The sequence below is a fragment of the Flavobacteriales bacterium genome, assembly GCA_016700415.1.
Taxonomy (GTDB): domain Bacteria; phylum Bacteroidota; class Bacteroidia; order Flavobacteriales_F; family PHOS-HE28; genus PHOS-HE28.
In genome coordinates, this window is sequence record CP065018.1 from 195,259 (window position 1) to 212,257 (window position 16,999).

The following is a 16,999-nucleotide window of genomic DNA, read 5'->3' on the forward strand; positions in this document are numbered from 1 at the left end:
ATGGATGTTCCGTCCCGGGTGATCAATTGGCGCGGATCCTTTTCAGGAAAAGCACGCCGGTGGTGTTTGGGGCGGAAAGATGCAGGTGTGCGAAGATACGCTGTGTTGGGCACAGGTCCGTGAACATGCAGGATGAATGCGTCGGAATGGTCGCTCTCACGATCCGCAAAACGCCGAAGGGCCGCCCATTTCTGGACGGCCCTTCGGCTCTTGGTATGATGGTTTCCTCGGTGGCCTTACCGGAGGATGCTCAACCGCTGGACGGTCTTCTGTCCGTTGACGGTGAAGTTCACCAAGTACACTCCGCTGGCGATGTCGCTCGGCAGGTCGAGGATGGTGGTGAAGCGCTCACCGCTGTTCCCGAACTCCTTGGCGAAGACCTGCTTGCCGTAGACGTTCTGGATGTCCACGATGATCTGCTGGTCCGCGTCCTGGATACCGTCGATGCTCAGGTTCACCTGGCTTTCACGCACCGGGTTCGGCCACATCGTCGCCGTTCCAGTGGCTTGTGCCATGCTGGCCTCGGGGCGGGGGTTGCCGTTGTTGATGGTGATCGTACAGGTCTGGCCGCAGAAGCCGCTGTAGGTGGCTCCGACTTTCACGTTCACTTGCACGTTGTAGGTGGAGCCGTTGACCATCGGAGGACGGTTGTTCCACTTCAACTGCAGGATGTAGGTGCTGCGGATGAAAGTTTCATCGTAGCCCTCGCTGGGGATGAAGATGCGGAACTGGTACTCCGTCGCGCCCACCACCGGCAAGGCATAGATGAAGCTGTTGTTGGTGTTGAAGGCGCGTTCCTCGCCGCAAGAGTGCCCGTAGGTGGGTGCGCTGATCAGCTCCGTGCAAGGCACCGTCGACGACATGGCCACTTCGCAACCCGTGCCAAAGTGCGCGCTGGCCAAGGGGCCGGCTTCGTTGGTGCGGACACGGACGAAGTACTTCACGCCTGGCGTGAGCGGACTGGTGTGCATCTGGTTGAAGCGCACCTTGTTGGTGTTCACCGCGATCCGGCGGATGTACCCTTCGTCGGGGTCGGAGAACTCGAACTGGTAGCTGGACGCTCCGGCCACGTAGCGGCAATACACGTAGCTGTTCATGCTGAAATCGAAGATGCCGCAGGACTTGTTCGCGACCTGGGCGGGGCCGGGAGGCAGGCAGAAGCTGTGCCCGGACCCATAGGCCGGGTATGCCGGAGTGGAGCTGGGTGAATCGTAGCCGTTGGCGAAGTCATCGCCCATGAACACCTTGCCATCGGTGGTGCGTAACTGCCAGTAGCCATTGCCGGTGAGGCCGTCCCCGTATCCATCATAGAGATGGAATGTGTAACAAGCGTCAACCGGCGAGACCCCGATGCAGACCGTTTCGGTGACGAGGGTGTTGTTCTGCCCCGTGTAGGGGCCGCCATAGGCGACGGAAGCATTGAGGTCGTCCAAGACTTCCCATGAGGTCTGATCGCCGTTGGCATCGGTGTGGATGGCCACCACGAAGGAGTTGCCCGGGCAGGCCAAGGTGGTTATGTCGATGGTGTTGGAGTTGGCCGACGCACACGCACCGGATTCCGCGCGGACGCGGAAGTAGTACGTGGTGCTGGTGTTCAGGCCGGTCACGGATTGGGACGTGCCACCAACAGCCAGATCCTCATATCCCGGTAGGAAATACGGATCGATGTCGTTGAAGGCATGGGCGCCGAGGTAGCTCACATCGTCTTGGGCATACACGGCCCACTCACCGTCCAGCGTGGGAAAGGCAGCGGGCGGGTTGGCCGTTACGCCACCGGTGACATCGGGGTTGCGTACCAAGGTCTTGTTCAACGTGGTGCGGCCGCCGGTTCCGGTCCATTGTGTCCCGGGGTCTTCCCCGATCTTGCCGATAATGTCCAAGGTGTCACCGGTAGTGGTGTTCATCAGGAGAAGTGCGTCGTCCCCATTGAAGTTGCAGACACCGGTGGTTGTTACGGTTCCAACGTATGCGGTGGCGGCGGAATTCGCATATACGATCGTGGCACCATTGGCCAAGGTGCCGGAGAGGGCTTGCACGGTCGTCGGGATAGTAACACCATTGGCGAAGAGCGTCAGGCTGTAGTTGGAGAGGTTCACGCTGGCACCCGTGCCGTTGAAGATCTCGATGTATTTGTTGTTGCTGCCACCTTCGACGTATTCGGAGATGAAGAGCTCACTGGCCACGACGGGCGTGCCGAACAGGGGCAAGGTGCTCACGTCAAGGCGATAGCCCGTCGCACCGGCCGCCGCGTTCCAGGTCGCAGTGAAATCGTTCGTGTTGATGGTACCCGGCATGGTGGCCTCGGGCGCCTCGATGGGGTCCGTCGTGAAGCTCTCCTCCGTGCCGTAGGACGTTCCGCCGTTATTGGTGCCGTATGCCACGTAGTAGTAGGTGGTGCATGGATCAAGGCCGGTGAGGGTGCTGGAGAAGTTGCCGCCGGAGATATTTGTGCTGCTAACCGGTGTGCCGGTGCCGGGGGTAAAGCCCATGGAGGTGCTGTACTCGATCCCGTAGTCGGTAAGGGCCGAGCATCCTTCGTCGGTAAGGCTGCCGCTTACCTCTGCTTGGTCCATGCCCACTACGGTGCCACTGGTCGCCATCGTGGGCGGGGTATCGATGCCATCGCCGGTAGCGGCCACGGTGATGTCCGAGGCTCCGCCGCCGCCCACGGTGATGTCGCCGTCGTAGTTCTGCTCAAGCGTTGGCGTGAAGGTCACCCAGATGTCCTGCGAGAACGTGCCGCCGGTCTGAGGGATGGAGAGGGACGCCGTGTACGTTCCGAACTCAGTGGTCGAGTAGGTGAATCCGCTCAAAGCGGCCACGGTCACATCCACAAAGGCGGTGAGGTTGGTCCCGTCCACATGGAAGGCGAAGGGGCCGCCGTCCGCATTGAGGCAGATAGCGCCGAGATCTTCCAAGGTCCCGGCCGTGAGAATTGGGTCGATGCCGACCGCAGTGACCACCTCGATCGGGGTACTATTGATCGTGGTAGGGCATCCGCCGCCGGTGGCGCGCACGCGGAAGAAGTAGTGTGTAGAAGGGGTGAGTCCGGTGACACTGTATGAGGTCACGTTGCCCAGAATGAACGGGGAACCGGATACCATGGTCTCGCCGGTGCCGCTGTAAGTATGGCTGCCCAAGTCGGACAGTGAATTCATCGCCAAAGGCGTCCATTCACTGTCCAAGGTGGGGAATCCGGCTGCAGGGTTTGAGGTGACACCTCCTGTGATGGATGAATTCCGAACCAATGTTCCGTCTTTCGTAGTCCGTCCGCCAGTACCTGCCCACTCCGTTCCGGGGTCTTCGCCAATGCGACCAATGATGTCGAGCGTATCCCCCGTGACATTGTTCAGTAGCAGTACGCCGTCGTCGCCATTGAAGTTGCAGACCGATGATGGCGTGGCACTAGGGTATCCGGTGGAGCTGGAGTTTCTGTAGACCATGACCTGTCCGTTAGCCAATGTTCCGGACAGGATATCCGTTGACTGCGCGGGTATATTGCCATTGGCGAACAGCTGGATGGTGTAATCGGAAAGGTCCACCGTAGCACCTGTGCCGTTGTATATCTCGAGGTATTTCTCAGTGCCTACGCTGCCTTCCATGTATTGGGAGAAGAACAGCTCGCTGGTGGGAATGGGTCCGTCGGTATATACGTCCAGCTCATAACCTGTTGCACCTGCGCTGGCGTTCCAGGTCGCGGTGAAGTCCTCGCTGTTGATGATGGCAGGCGTGGTGGCCACCGGAACGCCCAGCGCCTCGTTGTCGATCACCGTAAGGGTGTCAGTATGATTTGCGCCGACAAATGGGAACCCTTGGCCGCCTGTGATACCAGATATAGAGAAGTAGACATCCTCATCCCCGTTGCAGATCGCGTCGTCGTCCAAGGTGACGACAACGTTCTCGTCGTCAATGCTGCCCCCTCCGAAGATCACCGGTGTGGTGAAGGAAAACACACGGGTCGTGGCCCCGGAGGTACTGATGGTCACGGTGGTGGAATTGACCGGATCGGGGTTCGTGATATGGAGCGCAAGGTTGATGGGGCCGCCATCTTCAGCCACGCTGCCGGTGGTGCTGACAAATTCCACGGAGGTGTTCGATCCGGCCGCATTTACGGCACCTCCGATGGCAAGGCCGTATGAACCCGCCGAGACTGAATAGAATCCCCATCCGCCCGTCGTGGTCTGGCCGGAAGCGTAGTACCGCAATGTGATAGTCGTCCCTGCTGCCACGCTCTGCAAGGCGGACACCCCGCTCACATCGATCTGTGTCAAGGGTGTCGTGTTGCCGACGGTCACTTGTGGCGTCCCGATCAAAGTGAAGGTTATTCCATCGAGGCTGTACGCGAATTGATGGGTAACGCCCGGGCTATTGGCGAATGAAGCAGTGCCGTTGAATTTGGCATCGATGGTGGAGAGGGAGACGGCATATCCGGTGGCGGCACCGAGCGTGACTTCGAAGTAGTCCGTATTGCTGGTCGAGATGCCTTCATTCTTGAAGCCTTGGGTGCGGAACGAATTCGAACCCGAGCTTGAAGTAGCAGTGGCACCACGGGTGATGAGGTTCGACGATGAAAGATTGCCATCGAAGACGTCCGCAGCCGAAGTGGCCGGAGAGCTTTCGCCATTGAAATCCCACGCCGCGATCTGTGAAAAGCCCATCAAGGATGCCGGTAAGAGGCAGCCGAGCAGAAGAAGGCGGTGAATGGACCGAAAGAGTCTGGATCTGCACATGGGATGTATTTTTTTGATGGTTTGGTCTTCCGGATACCGCAATCAGTGATCGGGCCTTCCTTGGGTTTTGGGAACCGAAACTATGTTTTTTTGCTATTCCAACAAAACATTGTTGATGCTTTGTTCGTGTGTGCCCTCCAGCAATGAAGGATGTATTGTTGCGGTTCCGGAGGTTATGGGGGGAGCCCCCGTTCCGATAGCATTTCATAGGAGGGTGAGATCGGCTATTGCTTCACGAACCGCAGTCGAGAAACATCCCCGCCGTTTTGGAGGTCGACCACCAGCAGGTAACTCCCCGGCGCCAGGCCGACGATGTTGAGCTGCGTGGTGTTCTCTTGCCGCAGGACCGCGTGCCCCAGCATGTCGTACACCACGACGTCCATCGGCCTGCCAGTGGCACTGGCCAGGAACAGTTCCGTGCTCGCCGGGTTCGGATAGGCCATCAAGCCCAAGTCCCCGGCGATCTCCGCAATACCGATCGCGTCGCCCACTTCAAGGGAATATTCCTCGGCCTGTCCATCGTTGTACACGGCACACGGGTCGGAGGCGTAGTTGTTCGCGTTCATCAAGATCCGCATCCGGAACGTGCCGACGGCCGCTGCGGGCGGTACCGTGATGGGCAACGACGCCGGGCTTTCGCAGGCAACGCCGGTGATCGTTCCCACGCTCGCCACGGTCTCGAACACACCATTGCCGTCCCAGTCGAAGAATGAAGATACGAAACCCGTGCCTCCTCCGGCATTGCCACGGACCGTGAGCGTGTACGTGTGTCCTTGAAAGACTTGGGCCGTGAAGGTGCTGAAGTCCTCAAAGCCGGGGCTGCTGTTGAGCGTTCCGTCCGAGGCATGGTCCAGATCGGCAAAGCTCGTGTTACAGATGGGCAGCACCGTGTTGTTGAAAGCCACCCCGGTACAATAGCAATCCACAGGTGGTGCGAGGTCCACTAGCCGGGGCATACTGAACGTCGCACCGGCGGCAGCACAGGTGACCTCGGCCCGGTACCATGTGGGGGCCGACAGTGAAGTGGTGAAGGTGGCCTCATCACTGTTTCCCGGGGCATCGGTCCAAATGGCCCCGTCGGTGCTGCGCTGCCATTGGTAGCTGATGCCGGTCTCGAGGGTCACCGTCCCCATACCGAGCGTGAAGGGTGTGTTGGGGCAGATGCTGTCGGGGCCCGTAGTGTTGCCGGGTTGGGGCAACGCATTGCAGACCGGTGCGGTCGCAACATGGATCAAGTAATCCTCGCCTTGGCCCGAAACGTAGGTGTCGCACGGGTCGGAGGGAATGTTGAAGTCGCCGATCAGCACGCGCATCCGGCTGTTTCCGGCCAGTGCGAACATGGGCACGGCCACCAGGGCGGTGAGTTCCGTGGTGCAGCTATTACTGGTGATGCTTCCCAATGGGACGGAGGTATCAAAAACGCCGTCCTGATTCCAATCGAAGAAGGCCACCACTTGGGAAGTTGTGATGTCTGAATAGCCCTTCACCGAAAGGGGATAGGAGAAGCCGGTGACCACTTCGCCCGGCGTGGTGGCGGTAAAGTCCTCCAAAGGGAAGGTGCCGCTACTGCTGTTGTCGATCCCGGCGAAGGACACATGGCAGATCGGTTGTACTTGGTAGCTAAAGCTGAGCGTGTTGCAATAGCAGTCCGTCGGTGCGTTGATGCCGACGTGCAAGGGGGCGCTGGCCGTGGTCCCGGCCACGTCACAGGTCATCTGTGCCCTATACCACATGGGTTCTGTTTGTGAGGTCGAGTAATGGCTTTCCATACTGTTCCCGGGTGCTTCGGTCCAGATGCTTCCATCGGTCGAGAATTCCCATTGATAGCTTATTCCGACCGATGACGAGGGGTTATCCAGGCCCATGGTGAAGAGGACATCAGGGCAGGCATGATCCGGACCGGTGGTGTTGCCCGGCGTTGGCAGCGCATCACAGAGGTCCGGAAGCGTGACATTCACCAAGTAGTCCTCGGCCTGTCCGTAGCTGTATGTGGCGCAAGGGTCCAACGGGGAAGGCCCCGCGTTCTTGACAACGCGCATCCGGGAGGTTCCCTCCAACGCATCAATGGGGACACTGATGATCCCGGTTGCGGGCACGCCGCAATCCGTGTTGGTGATGCTGCTCAACGGAACGGCGGCATCAAACTGGCCGTTCTGGTCCCAGTCGAAGAAGACCGTGATCCGGTCGGTCAGATTTCCGTTGGTATTTCCGGTCACGCCGATCGGGAATTCCGAACCCGCCACAAGTTCGGCGGCTGGCACATCGGTGAAATCTTCCACCGCCGGTGAGCCGTCCACTGCGCCGGGGCTGTCGTTGTCAATGCCCGCGAAAATGACCTTGCAGATCGGTTCCACCTGTGCAGTGAAATCCACGCTCGTACAGTAACAGGTGTTGAACGGATCGGTCGCGACCAACAAGGGCGTGCTGGTGCCGGTGCCTGCGGCATCACAGGTCACCTGCACGCGGTACCAAGTATCCGAGGCCTGCGAGGTTGAATAGCTTGTTCCCGTGCTGGCGCCGGGCGCGTCGGCCCAGATGCTTCCGTTGGTCGAGGTCTGCCATTGCCGGGAGATCCCATTGGTCGTGGTGGGGTTTCCCATGCTCAACGTGAACAGGATCCCCGGACAGATGCTGCCTGGCCCCGTGGTGGCGCCGGGCATGGGCACTTCATCGCATACCACTGGAGCACTTCCGACGAATTGGATCTGTGCGATCGCGCCGTCCGGTCCTTGGTTTGCGGGCGGTGGAGAAGCGGGGTCAGGGTTGATCGCATCGTTCTGGAACAGCAAACCACGGGCTGCTCCCGTCTGAAATGCCGACCACTGGGCCGTGCAGTTGAAACCAACACTATTTTCATCAACGGCCACCACGATGTTGCTCGTGCCGTCCCAAGTGAATGGTGCGTCCAAAGTGATGTCCATCCATGAGCCGGCCACCGGTGTGACCGTTCCGGTGTAGACCTGTTCCAGCGACGGGAATGGCACCCAGTCCGTTTGGCTGTTGAAGGCCGCTTGGCCGGTGTTGCCCAAGTACACTGTCCAGTTCGACCAGGAGGAAGGATCGGCGGAGCCGCCCTGGTACTTGAAGCGGATGTGCGTGATGGTGGGGCTTCCGTTGTATTCACTGGCGAGGTAGATCTGCTGGGAGTAGTTGTACCCATAACAGGAATTGATGGGGTAGGAGCCATCCGCGTCCGGGCCATTGCCGATCTGGTAGGTCCCCGGTGTGAAGTCTGCCGGTCCTGCCCACGTGCTTTGGTCCGCATCGGAGCATCGGCTTCGCACCCATACATGTACAGGTATGCCCTCTGCAAGGCTGGTCAACGGTTGGCTGATACCGGGCACGGCCGTGAAGTTGGGCGTGGTCCCGGCGTCCGGTGGCACCGTGCTGGTGCTGAAGTAGACATCGTAGCCATCGGCGGGCGGATCCGCCGGGGCGTCCCATGAAACGGACCCCGCGTCCAGGCCCGTTGCAAAGGCGGTGAGTTCGAGCACTTGTTCACACGTTGGTGACAAAACCAAGTGGATGTCGTCCAGGAACATCTGCCCCGGGTTTCCTCCGGACATGGCGAAGTAGTGGAAGCCGATGTAGTACACGCCGGTGTCGTCCGGCGTGAAATCCACAGTGTTGGCGAGGGTGTTCACGGTACTGATGGAGAGGTGCTCCGCGATCATGGCAATGGTGTCCAATGCGGTGCGCCCGGTGCCGTAATAAACGGAAAGGTTGTCTTGTGTGGCAAGGTTGCCGTTGCCGTATTGGTAGGAGAGGCGATAGCTCGTTCCTCCTTGCAAGTTCAGCCCTGTGGTGAAGAGCCAGGCGTCCGGGTAGAAGACTTGGTCGTATGCGGCATGCGCACAATTCCCGCTCATGCCCGGAAGCGAGGCGGCCGTTGTGTTCCACATGCCGCCGACCACGGCTTCCGAGGAGAAACAAGCGGGGATCGCGGGAGGCGTGCTTCCGCCGAAGTTCTCCGTGTAGGGGATCCCGTCAGCCTCACAAGGGGTGCGCACTTCCACGGCATAGCTCCACAACGAAGGCGATCCGTCGCAGGTGCCGCGCACATAGATGAAGAACGCGGTGTTCGGCAGAAGGCTCTCCACAGGAGTGGCCGCCAAGCCCGAGACGACATTACCGGCTGCAAATAGACCTGTAGACCCGGATCCGGGTCCGCCGCTGCTTCGCACCTCGTAGGAATAACTGTCCGAAGCGTTGTCGGTCCACGTAAGATCGAGGGAAGTGGGGGTGATATGCTCCACCGTGAGGCCGGACGGAGGCAGGCAAGAGGCCACCGCACCTTCGAACTGTATCTGAGGCAGGATGTCCGATGGTCCGATGTTGGCGACCGGAGGTGAGGCCGGGTCCGGGTTCACCGGGTCGCTGCGGAACAGCAACGCTCTCTCGCTGCCGGCATTGTACGCCTTCCATGCCGCGGTGCAACCAAAGCCCGGGCTGTTCTCATCGATGGCCACCACCACGTTCTGGACGCCGTCCCAAGGGAAGGGCGTATCAAGCATCAGCTCCATCCAATTGCCGATCACCGGTTGGACGGTCCCTGAGAACACCTGTTGCAGCTCGGTAAAGGGCACCCAATTGGAGGTCCCGCTGAAGCCCGCCTGTACTGTACTGCCCATGTACACGGTCCAATCGTTCCAGCCGGTGCCGAGGTCGTCCGCCCCGGCCACATGATGGAAGCGGATCGCCGTGATGTCGCCGGCCACACCGCTGGTGGCAGTGATCTCATCGGCCAAATAGATCAGCTGGGAATAGTTGTACGTGTAACAGGAGTTGATCGGAAGATCAGGCGTTGTCACACTCCCGTTGCCGATGGTGATGGTGCCGGTCTGTCCGTTCACTTGCGCCGCGAAGAGCAGGAAGACGGGCAGGAGGTGCAAAAACCGGTAAGAAAGTGTCAGTGGACGAGGAGTGTGATGGGCCATGGAATGGATGAAAAAGGAACAGGTGGTAGATCTGCACGTTTGTGCCGGTTTCCTTATGCGTCGAATTTAAGGTCGATGGCGCAGTTCCGGATCATGATCCGGGGCGGGAGGGTGGAAAGAAAAAGGCCCCCCGATGTCGGGAGGCCTTTTCGTTCAATGTTAACCGGAACACTGCTCACTGCTTCACGAAGCGCGCGTGGGACCGCGCAGTGCCTTTCTCATCGATGATCATCACGCTGTAGCTGCCCGGCGCGAGGCTGGTGATGTCAAGGCGTGTAGCCATGTCCTGTTCCATCGCCAAGTGGCCTACCATGTCGAACACCTTCACATGCACGGGCTTACCGGTCGGGGTGTTGATGAAAAGCTCCGTGCTGGCAGGGTTGGGGTAAACGGCCAGTTGATGCGGTGGTTCAACTTCCCCGACGGCCTGCCCGAAGTCGGTACCTACGCAGACATCAAAGGCGGACGATTGATTGGGAGTGGATGTCCACGTGTAGACCTGCAGGTAGTAGGTGGTCCCGACCGTCAATCCGCCGATATTCAGCGTCTGGGGGTCGCTGCAACTGCCGGGAACAAGCGTCAGGTTCCCGCAATCGCCGCTCCAGAGGGCCATGTACATGTCCGAGGTGGAGCCGGTGAAGTTGATGAGGCTGATGCGATGCAGGGTGTCCGTTGCGGTGAAGCTGAACCAGACATCGTCATCGGCGGTGCCACCACAGGTGCTGGTGACATTGGACGCCGTGGCACTGGCAACCGTGCCGGGTGTCACCGAGCTGCAGCTATAGTCCGGGTTCACCGTGAGGGCGACCGCTCCGCTGCATTCATCATTGGCGGGCGGCGGGGGCGGGGTGCCGATACAAACGTTGAACGTGGAGGTCTGGCCCGGAGCGCTGGTATAGGTATACACTTGCAGGTAATAGGTAGTGCCGGGTGTCAGGCCGGCCATGAACGCGCTTTGCGGGTCGCTGCAACTACCGGGAACGAGCGTCAGGTTCCCGCAATCACCGGTCCACAGGGCCATGAACATGTCGGTAGTGGAGCCGGTGATGTTGATCAGGCTCACGCTGTGCGCGGTGTCGGTAGCGGTGAAGGAGAACCAGACGTCGTCATCGGCCGTGCCCCCGCATGTCGAGGTAACGCCCGAGCCGGTCGCTCCGGCCACCGTGCCCGCCGTCACCGTTCCGCAACTGTAATCCGGGTTCACGGTGAGGGCGATCGCACCGCTGCACTCGTCATTGGTGATGCCGGTGGTGAATGGGAAACCGTTGCTCCAGTTGCTGAAGGTGCCATCGCCACAGTCGGACCTCACGAACGCCGTGTACGGCGTGCCGCTTTGCAGACCGATGATCGTCATGCCCGTGCCGTCGCCGCTGGCGAGTTCGTTGTTGCCGTCAGGAAGCCCGCCTGCGGTCACCGCCCATTCGTAACCGGCGCTGCCGTTGTCCATCCAGCCGATGATGCCGCCTTCCACGGTGATTCCTGTTACGGCCAGATCTTCAGGTGCGGCGCAGCTCACGCGTTCTATCATGATATTGTCCAATGCCCACCACCAGTCCCAGCCAGCGCTGAACTGGAAGCGTATCTGCGCGGCGGCCGATCCACCCGTGGCGGTCGTGATGTTGATCGAAGTGGTCACCGCCGGATTGGGATATCCAACGTTGGTGGTCGTGTAGTTGGCGACCTGGTTCCATGTGTTCCCGTCGTAGACCTCGACGCGGCCGAAAGATGCCAAGCGGGCCCTGAACTGTTGGGAGAACGACAGGATGTAGCTGCCTGTCGCCGAAGCGTCGAAGGGTGCGGAGATCAAGTAGCTGTTCACTGTAATGCCGCTGGCACCGCATTCATCGGAATCCAGAAATACGAAGTCCGTGTCGAACCCGGCACCTGTGGGCAAGGCCCCGCCACCGAGCTGACTGAAGGCATCGGGGGTAAGACCTCCCGGTGCGTAGATCCACGAGCAATCACTGGCCGTGTCCGCCACGGTAAATCCCGTGGTGCTGGCGCCACCGGTGAATTGCTCATTGAGCACCACCTGTGCGTTGGTGCTGGTCGTGAAGGCAAGCACTGCAGCGAGAGCTGCGGTATGCCAAGGCAGGCTGCGCAACATGCGTCCGCCCGATCGGGTGTCGTGTGTCATCATTTTGTCCGGAGGTTAAGGGTTTTTAGTTAAGACCGCATGCACACTTGACTTTTCCTTGGTGCACGAACGGGCTTGAAGGTACAAGGTTATTTCTTGTGGACGGCAATGGCGTGGTGTATGGATGAATTAACAGCGGTGAGGTCGTCAGGCCACGATCGATCGTGCAAAACTGCGGCGCTCGGACCTGCTTTCGCCCTGCTGTGCCTCCCACATTTGGCCAAGCCCGAACACAAGTACATGAAGAAGAAGGACCGGAAGATCTTCGTCTTGGACACCTCGGTGATCCTGTACGACCATTCGGCCATTGAAAGCTTTCAGGAGCATGACGTGGCCATCCCCATACAAGTGCTGGAAGAACTCGATACCTTCAAAAAGGGAAACGATACCATCAACTTCGAGGCAAGGGAGTTCATTCGCCATCTCGACGGCATCGTGCAGCATGACCTGCTCACTGACTGGGTGCCCTTGAACGGCCCCACGAAGGGCCAGTTCAAGGTGGTGGCCAAGCACGACCTCAATGGCGTGGATGCCACCAAGGTGTTCCAGGACGGGAAGAACGACCACCAGATCCTCAATGCGGCGCTCACGCTCCAGCGCCAGAACAAGGACCGCAAGGTGGTGCTGGTGAGCAAGGACATCGCGCTGCGCCTGAAGGCCAAAAGCCTGAACATCGTAGCGGAGGATTTCCTGACCGGCAAGGTGCGTGATCTTGGCCGCAACCTGTTCAACGGGCTCACGGTGGAGGAGCGGATGGACGAAAGCACCATCGATGACCTCTTCATCAAGGGCTCGGTCCCTGTAGAAAAGATCGGTGAGGAACCGAAGGGGAACCACTTCTTCATCCTCAAGAACGGGAAGAAGAGCGTGCTGGCGAAGTACGATCCACGCCAGCGCACCGTGACGCGCGTGGAGAAGCACGCCGTGTTCGGCATCGGCCCGAAGAACGCCGAACAGGCATTGGCGATGAGCGCCCTGCTCGATCCCGAGATCAAGCTCGTCACCATGCAGGGAGCGGCCGGAACGGGCAAGACCCTGTTGGCATTGGCCTGCGCGCTGGAGCAACGGCGCGACTACCGCCAGATCTTCGTCACCCGCCCGGTGGTGCCGCTGAGCAACAAGGACATCGGCTATCTGCCCGGGGACATCCAGAGCAAGATGGACCCGTACATGCAGCCGATCTGGGACAACTTGAAATTGATCCGCGGGAATTTTGAGAAGAACGACAACACGCTGAAGCGGATCGATGAGATGGTGGAGAACGAGAAGATCACCGTGGCCCCGCTGGCCTACATCCGAGGTCGTAGCCTCAGCAACATATTCTTCATCGTTGACGAGGCGCAGAACCTCACGCCCTTGGAGGTGAAGACGGTGATCAGCCGCGCGGGCGAAGGCACCAAGATCGTCTTCACCGGTGACGTTCACCAGATCGATACGCCCTACTTGGATTCCGAGAGCAACGGCCTGAGCTACCTCATCGACAAGGCCAAGGGCGATCCGCTCTTCGCGCACATCACCTTGGAGAAAGGCGAGCGCAGTGCCTTGGCGAACCTGGCGAACGAGCGGTTGTAGGATCACATGCTCCGTAAGGAGAAAGGGGCCGCCTCAAGTCGAGGCGGCCCCTTCATGTCGGGTTTTGCTTTTGGCTTGACCTTAGCGCACCACTAACCGTTCCACGCGTTGGCCGTTGACATGCTTCAGGCACACTAAGTACACCCCGCTGGTGAGGCCCATTTTGCCGAGGTCGAAGTGCAATTGCTCTTCGTCGGCGTTCACTACTTGGTCGTAGATGGTCCTTCCGGTCATGTCCAAGAAGGTGAGCGTACCGGTGGATGCACCGGCCAGGTCCAGCACCACGGTGAGGCTGTTGCTGGCAGGATTGGGCATCAGGCCCATGCCGCCGCTTTGGGCGAGTTCATCAATGCCCACGTTAACGCCATCGATGTTCACGTCGTCGATATAAAGGTCATTGGAGGCCGGGCCGGAGGAATATTCGAACTTTAGGCGGACATTATTCTTGGCGTAAAAGCTCGAGAGGTTGAAAGTCGCCTCGCGCCATTCGTTCGCTATGGGGACGTAACCGGGCGATTGAACGCCGGCGGTCACGAGGTTTGCTCCGGCAAGGGTCAAGTTCGGGGTGGAGCTCCAGCTCTTTCCGCAGCTCGTGGATGCGTATACCTTAAGGCTTTCCGTGATCTGGGACGGGTTTCCGGTCTGTGAGCTGTATGCGTACCAGAAGCTTACTGTCAGGTTTTGGACGAAGCGCAGGTCGAGCATCGGGGTCACCAAGAGGTCCTTATCATGGAATTCGTTCGGAGCGAGCCCGTCCTGTACCAATGTATATGTGTTTGAAGCGTTCAACATGGCGCTACCTGGTGCATCATGGCCAGCCTGGTCGTTCCAATGCCAGTAGGAGTTGTTGTCCTCGATGTTGAGCGTGGGCCAACGCTGGAAGTCGTTGTTCGTGTTGAAGGGCTCATGGAGCAGGCCGTCCACTTGGCTGTAGTCAGCACCCACTATGAAGGTGAACCACTTGGTGGTGGTGCTGGAACCGAAGTCGTTGCCCGCGGTAAGGGTCACGGCATGGTATCCCGGTCCATCGAAGGAAACGATGGGGTCCTCTTCCGTGGATGTGGCGGGGTTGCCTCCTTCGAAGGTCCATGCCCAAGAGGTGGGCGTGGCGCGCCTGGAGTTGTCCTTGAAGCGGACCGGGGTGCCTTGGCAGACGAAATGGTCGAGCGCGTAGAAATCGACCTCGGGCCCGCAGGTCAATTCATGCCCGGCGGTCCCGGTATACTGGTGGTTGGCCTCCTGCCAGAGACTGCTCCGTCCACTGACGGGACTTTCCAAGGTAGCACGCATCCTGTCCCGCTGTCCCTTGGTGAACATGTGCTCGCAGAAGGAGTAGTCCATGTAGTTCTGATAGTTCTCGAAAGAATCGGGGTTGCACACCTTCGACTGTTCAGCACCGGGGCAGAATTGCCATCCCTTGGTGACCGGGGTGTCCGCCACGCCATCATCGCCGCAGGACTGTGCGACCGTTCCATTCCCCCAGACATGCTGGAGGTTGAGCCAGTGGCCGATCTCATGGGTGAGCGTGCGCGAACTACCGGGACTGCTGGTGCCGATGTCACCACAATATGTGTTCAACATCATTACTCCGTCGATCAGGGAACCGTTCACATCCTGCACATCGGAGGGGAACATGGCATATCCGGACACGCCGAAATCAGCGACCGAGCCAATGCTGTTGGCCACCCAGACGTTGAGGTAGTGGTCGCGGAACCAGGGGTGGAGCTTGGCGTAGTTCTGGGCCAAGGTGGACCGCTGCGTGGTGATGCGGTCAATACCGTTGGTGCAATTGCCGAAGGGGTCTTTGGTGGCTAATTGGAACTGTATGTGCGTGTTGGCCGCCCGCGAAAGGAAACCGCAACAGACCTGCGTGGTGTCCGCGTTCAGCTTGGCGTAGTCCTGGTTCAGGATGTTCATCGCACTGTAGACCTGCGCATCGCTGATGTTGTGCGCATCCGATCCCGTGGTGGGGTCAAAGAGGATGTGGAAGACGATCGGGATGCGGTACACGATCGTGTCCGCATCATCACGCAGCCCCGCCTTGGCCTGCAGGTATTCCTGTAAGCCATGCTCGTATTCGGCTTCTTGGTGGAGCAGGTCAGGATTTCCAGCGATCATGTGCTGGCGGACCTCATCCGCGCCGCACCGGTCCGGGGCCTGTGCGTGCAGGTTCCCTGTGGTCAGCAGTACCGGGGATAAGGCCAAAAGGAAAACGAGGGAAAAGAGCTTCATGGTGTGGGTTCGAGGGGCGCGAAAGTAATGGAAGGGGGGGATTTCCCCCGTTGTGTTCCACACTCATGCACGCGGCTTCCCGTTCCGGGCCCCCATGGTATTTCGCACGCTTGCTTCCTCAGCGCACCACGAGTCTTTCCACGCGCTGGCCGTTGGCATGTTTCAGACGCACGAGGTAGACACCGCTGGTGAGGCCCATCTTGCCGAGATCAAAGTGCAATTGCTCCTCGTTGGCGTAAACGGCTTGGCTGTACACGGACCTTCCGGTCATGTCGAGGAAGGTGAGCGTACCGGTGGGGGCGCCGGCCATGTCCAAAGCAACGGTGAGGCTGTTGCTGGCGGGGTTGGGCATCAGGCTCATGCCGCCACTTTGCGAGAGTTCGTCGATGCCCACATTGGTGCCCTCGATGTTCACGTCGTCAATGAAAATATCATTGGAGTACAGGCCGGAGGAATACTCGAATTTCAGGCGGACATTGTTCTTGGCGTAAAAGCTCGAGAGGTTGAAAGTCGCCTGGCGCCATTCGTTCGCCAAGGGGACGTAACCGGGCGATTGAACGCCGGCCGTCACGAGGTTTGGGCCGGTAAGCGTCAAGATCGGGCTGGAACTCCAGTTCATGCCGCAGCTCGTGGATGCGTAGACCTTCAGGTTCTCCGTGATCTCTGAGGGGATACCGGTCTGGCTGCTGTAGGCATACCAGAAGCTCACCGACAGGTTTTGGACGAAACGCAGGTCGAGCATCGGGATCACCAGCAGGTCCTTGTCATGGAAATCGCTCGGGAAGACCGCGTCCTGGATCAAGGTGTACGTATCTGACGCGTTTAATACGGCACTTCCAGGAGCGTCGTGTCCCACCTGGTCGTTCCATTGCCAGTAGGAGTTGTTACCCTCGAGGTTGAGCGTGGGCCAGCGCCAGTAATCATTGAGATCGTTGAAGGCTTCGTGGAGCAGACCGTCCACTTCGCTGTAGTCGGCACCGACGATAAAGGAATTGTATTTAGTCGTGCTGCTGGACCCGTGATCGTTGCCCACGGTAAGGGTCACGGCATGTTCGCCCGGCTGATCGAAGGAAACGATGGGGTTCTCCTCCGTGGAGGTGGCTGGGTTGCCACCATCAAATGTCCAAGCCCAAGAAGTGGGTGTGGCACGCTTGGAATTGTCTTTGAAGCGGACCGGAGTGCCTTGGCAGACGAAATGGTCGAGCGCGTAGAAATCGGCCTCCGGCCCGCAGGTCACTTCATGGTCGCCGATACCGGTATATGCGTGGTTGGCCTCCTGCCACAGGGTGCGGCGTCCGCTAACGTCACTGTTCAAGGCGGCGCGCATGCGGTCGCGCTGGCCCTCGGTGTACATCACCGAGCAGTACGAGTAGTCCATATAGTTCTGGTAG

The 16,999-nt window shown here is 59.4% G+C and carries 6 protein-coding genes; 1 reads left to right on the plus strand and 5 read right to left on the minus strand.

Going from position 1 to position 16,999, the window contains the following annotated elements; translation table 11 throughout:
• Positions 1-236: 236 nt before the first annotated feature.
• The 3 genes from IPP95_00860 to IPP95_00870 form a co-directional block, all read right to left on the minus strand.
• Complete coding sequence (locus IPP95_00860; protein QQS72820.1) at positions 237-4,658, minus strand: lamin tail domain-containing protein; 4,422 nt, start codon at positions 4,656-4,658, stop codon at positions 237-239.
• Between the two features lie 296 nt (positions 4,659-4,954).
• Entirely contained in the window at positions 4,955-9,622 is a 4,668-nt protein-coding gene (locus IPP95_00865) for a T9SS type A sorting domain-containing protein (GenBank protein ID QQS72821.1), read from the minus strand.
• 220 nt (positions 9,623-9,842) lie between these two features.
• Positions 9,843-11,807 carry a T9SS type A sorting domain-containing protein gene (locus IPP95_00870; GenBank protein ID QQS72822.1) on the minus strand — a complete coding sequence of 655 codons (1,965 nt, stop codon included), beginning with the start codon at positions 11,805-11,807 and terminating at the stop codon, positions 9,843-9,845.
• A gap of 237 nt (positions 11,808-12,044) precedes the next feature.
• On the opposite strand from IPP95_00870, the gene IPP95_00875 reads away from it, so the two are divergent.
• Complete coding sequence (locus IPP95_00875) at positions 12,045-13,376, plus strand: PhoH family protein (GenBank protein QQS72823.1); 1,332 nt, start codon at positions 12,045-12,047, stop codon at positions 13,374-13,376.
• Positions 13,377-13,457: 81 nt separating this feature from the next.
• On the opposite strand, the gene IPP95_00880 is transcribed toward IPP95_00875, so the two are convergent.
• Both IPP95_00880 and IPP95_00885 read right to left on the minus strand, forming a co-directional pair.
• Entirely contained in the window at positions 13,458-15,608 is a 2,151-nt protein-coding gene (locus IPP95_00880) for a choice-of-anchor J domain-containing protein (GenBank protein QQS72824.1), read from the minus strand.
• A gap of 118 nt (positions 15,609-15,726) precedes the next feature.
• Entirely contained in the window at positions 15,727-16,986 is a 1,260-nt protein-coding gene (locus IPP95_00885; protein QQS72825.1) for a PKD domain-containing protein, read from the minus strand.
• Between the last annotated feature and the right edge of the window lie 13 nt (positions 16,987-16,999).

What these genes read in the sequence shown, in the direction of transcription:
- IPP95_00870 (QQS72822.1), bottom strand. Translation starts at nt 11,807, where the DNA reads ATGATGACACACGACACCCGATCGGGCGGACGCATGTTGCGCAGCCTG.
- IPP95_00880 (QQS72824.1), bottom strand. Translation starts at nt 15,608, where the DNA reads ATGAAGCTCTTTTCCCTCGTTTTCCTTTTGGCCTTATCCCCGGTACTG.
- IPP95_00885 (QQS72825.1), bottom strand. Translation starts at nt 16,986, where the DNA reads ATGGACTACTCGTACTGCTCGGTGATGTACACCGAGGGCCAGCGCGAC.
- IPP95_00860 (QQS72820.1), bottom strand. Translation starts at nt 4,658, where the DNA reads ATGGGCTTTTCACAGATCGCGGCGTGGGATTTCAATGGCGAAAGCTCT.
- IPP95_00875 (QQS72823.1), top strand. Translation starts at nt 12,045, where the DNA reads ATGAAGAAGAAGGACCGGAAGATCTTCGTCTTGGACACCTCGGTGATC.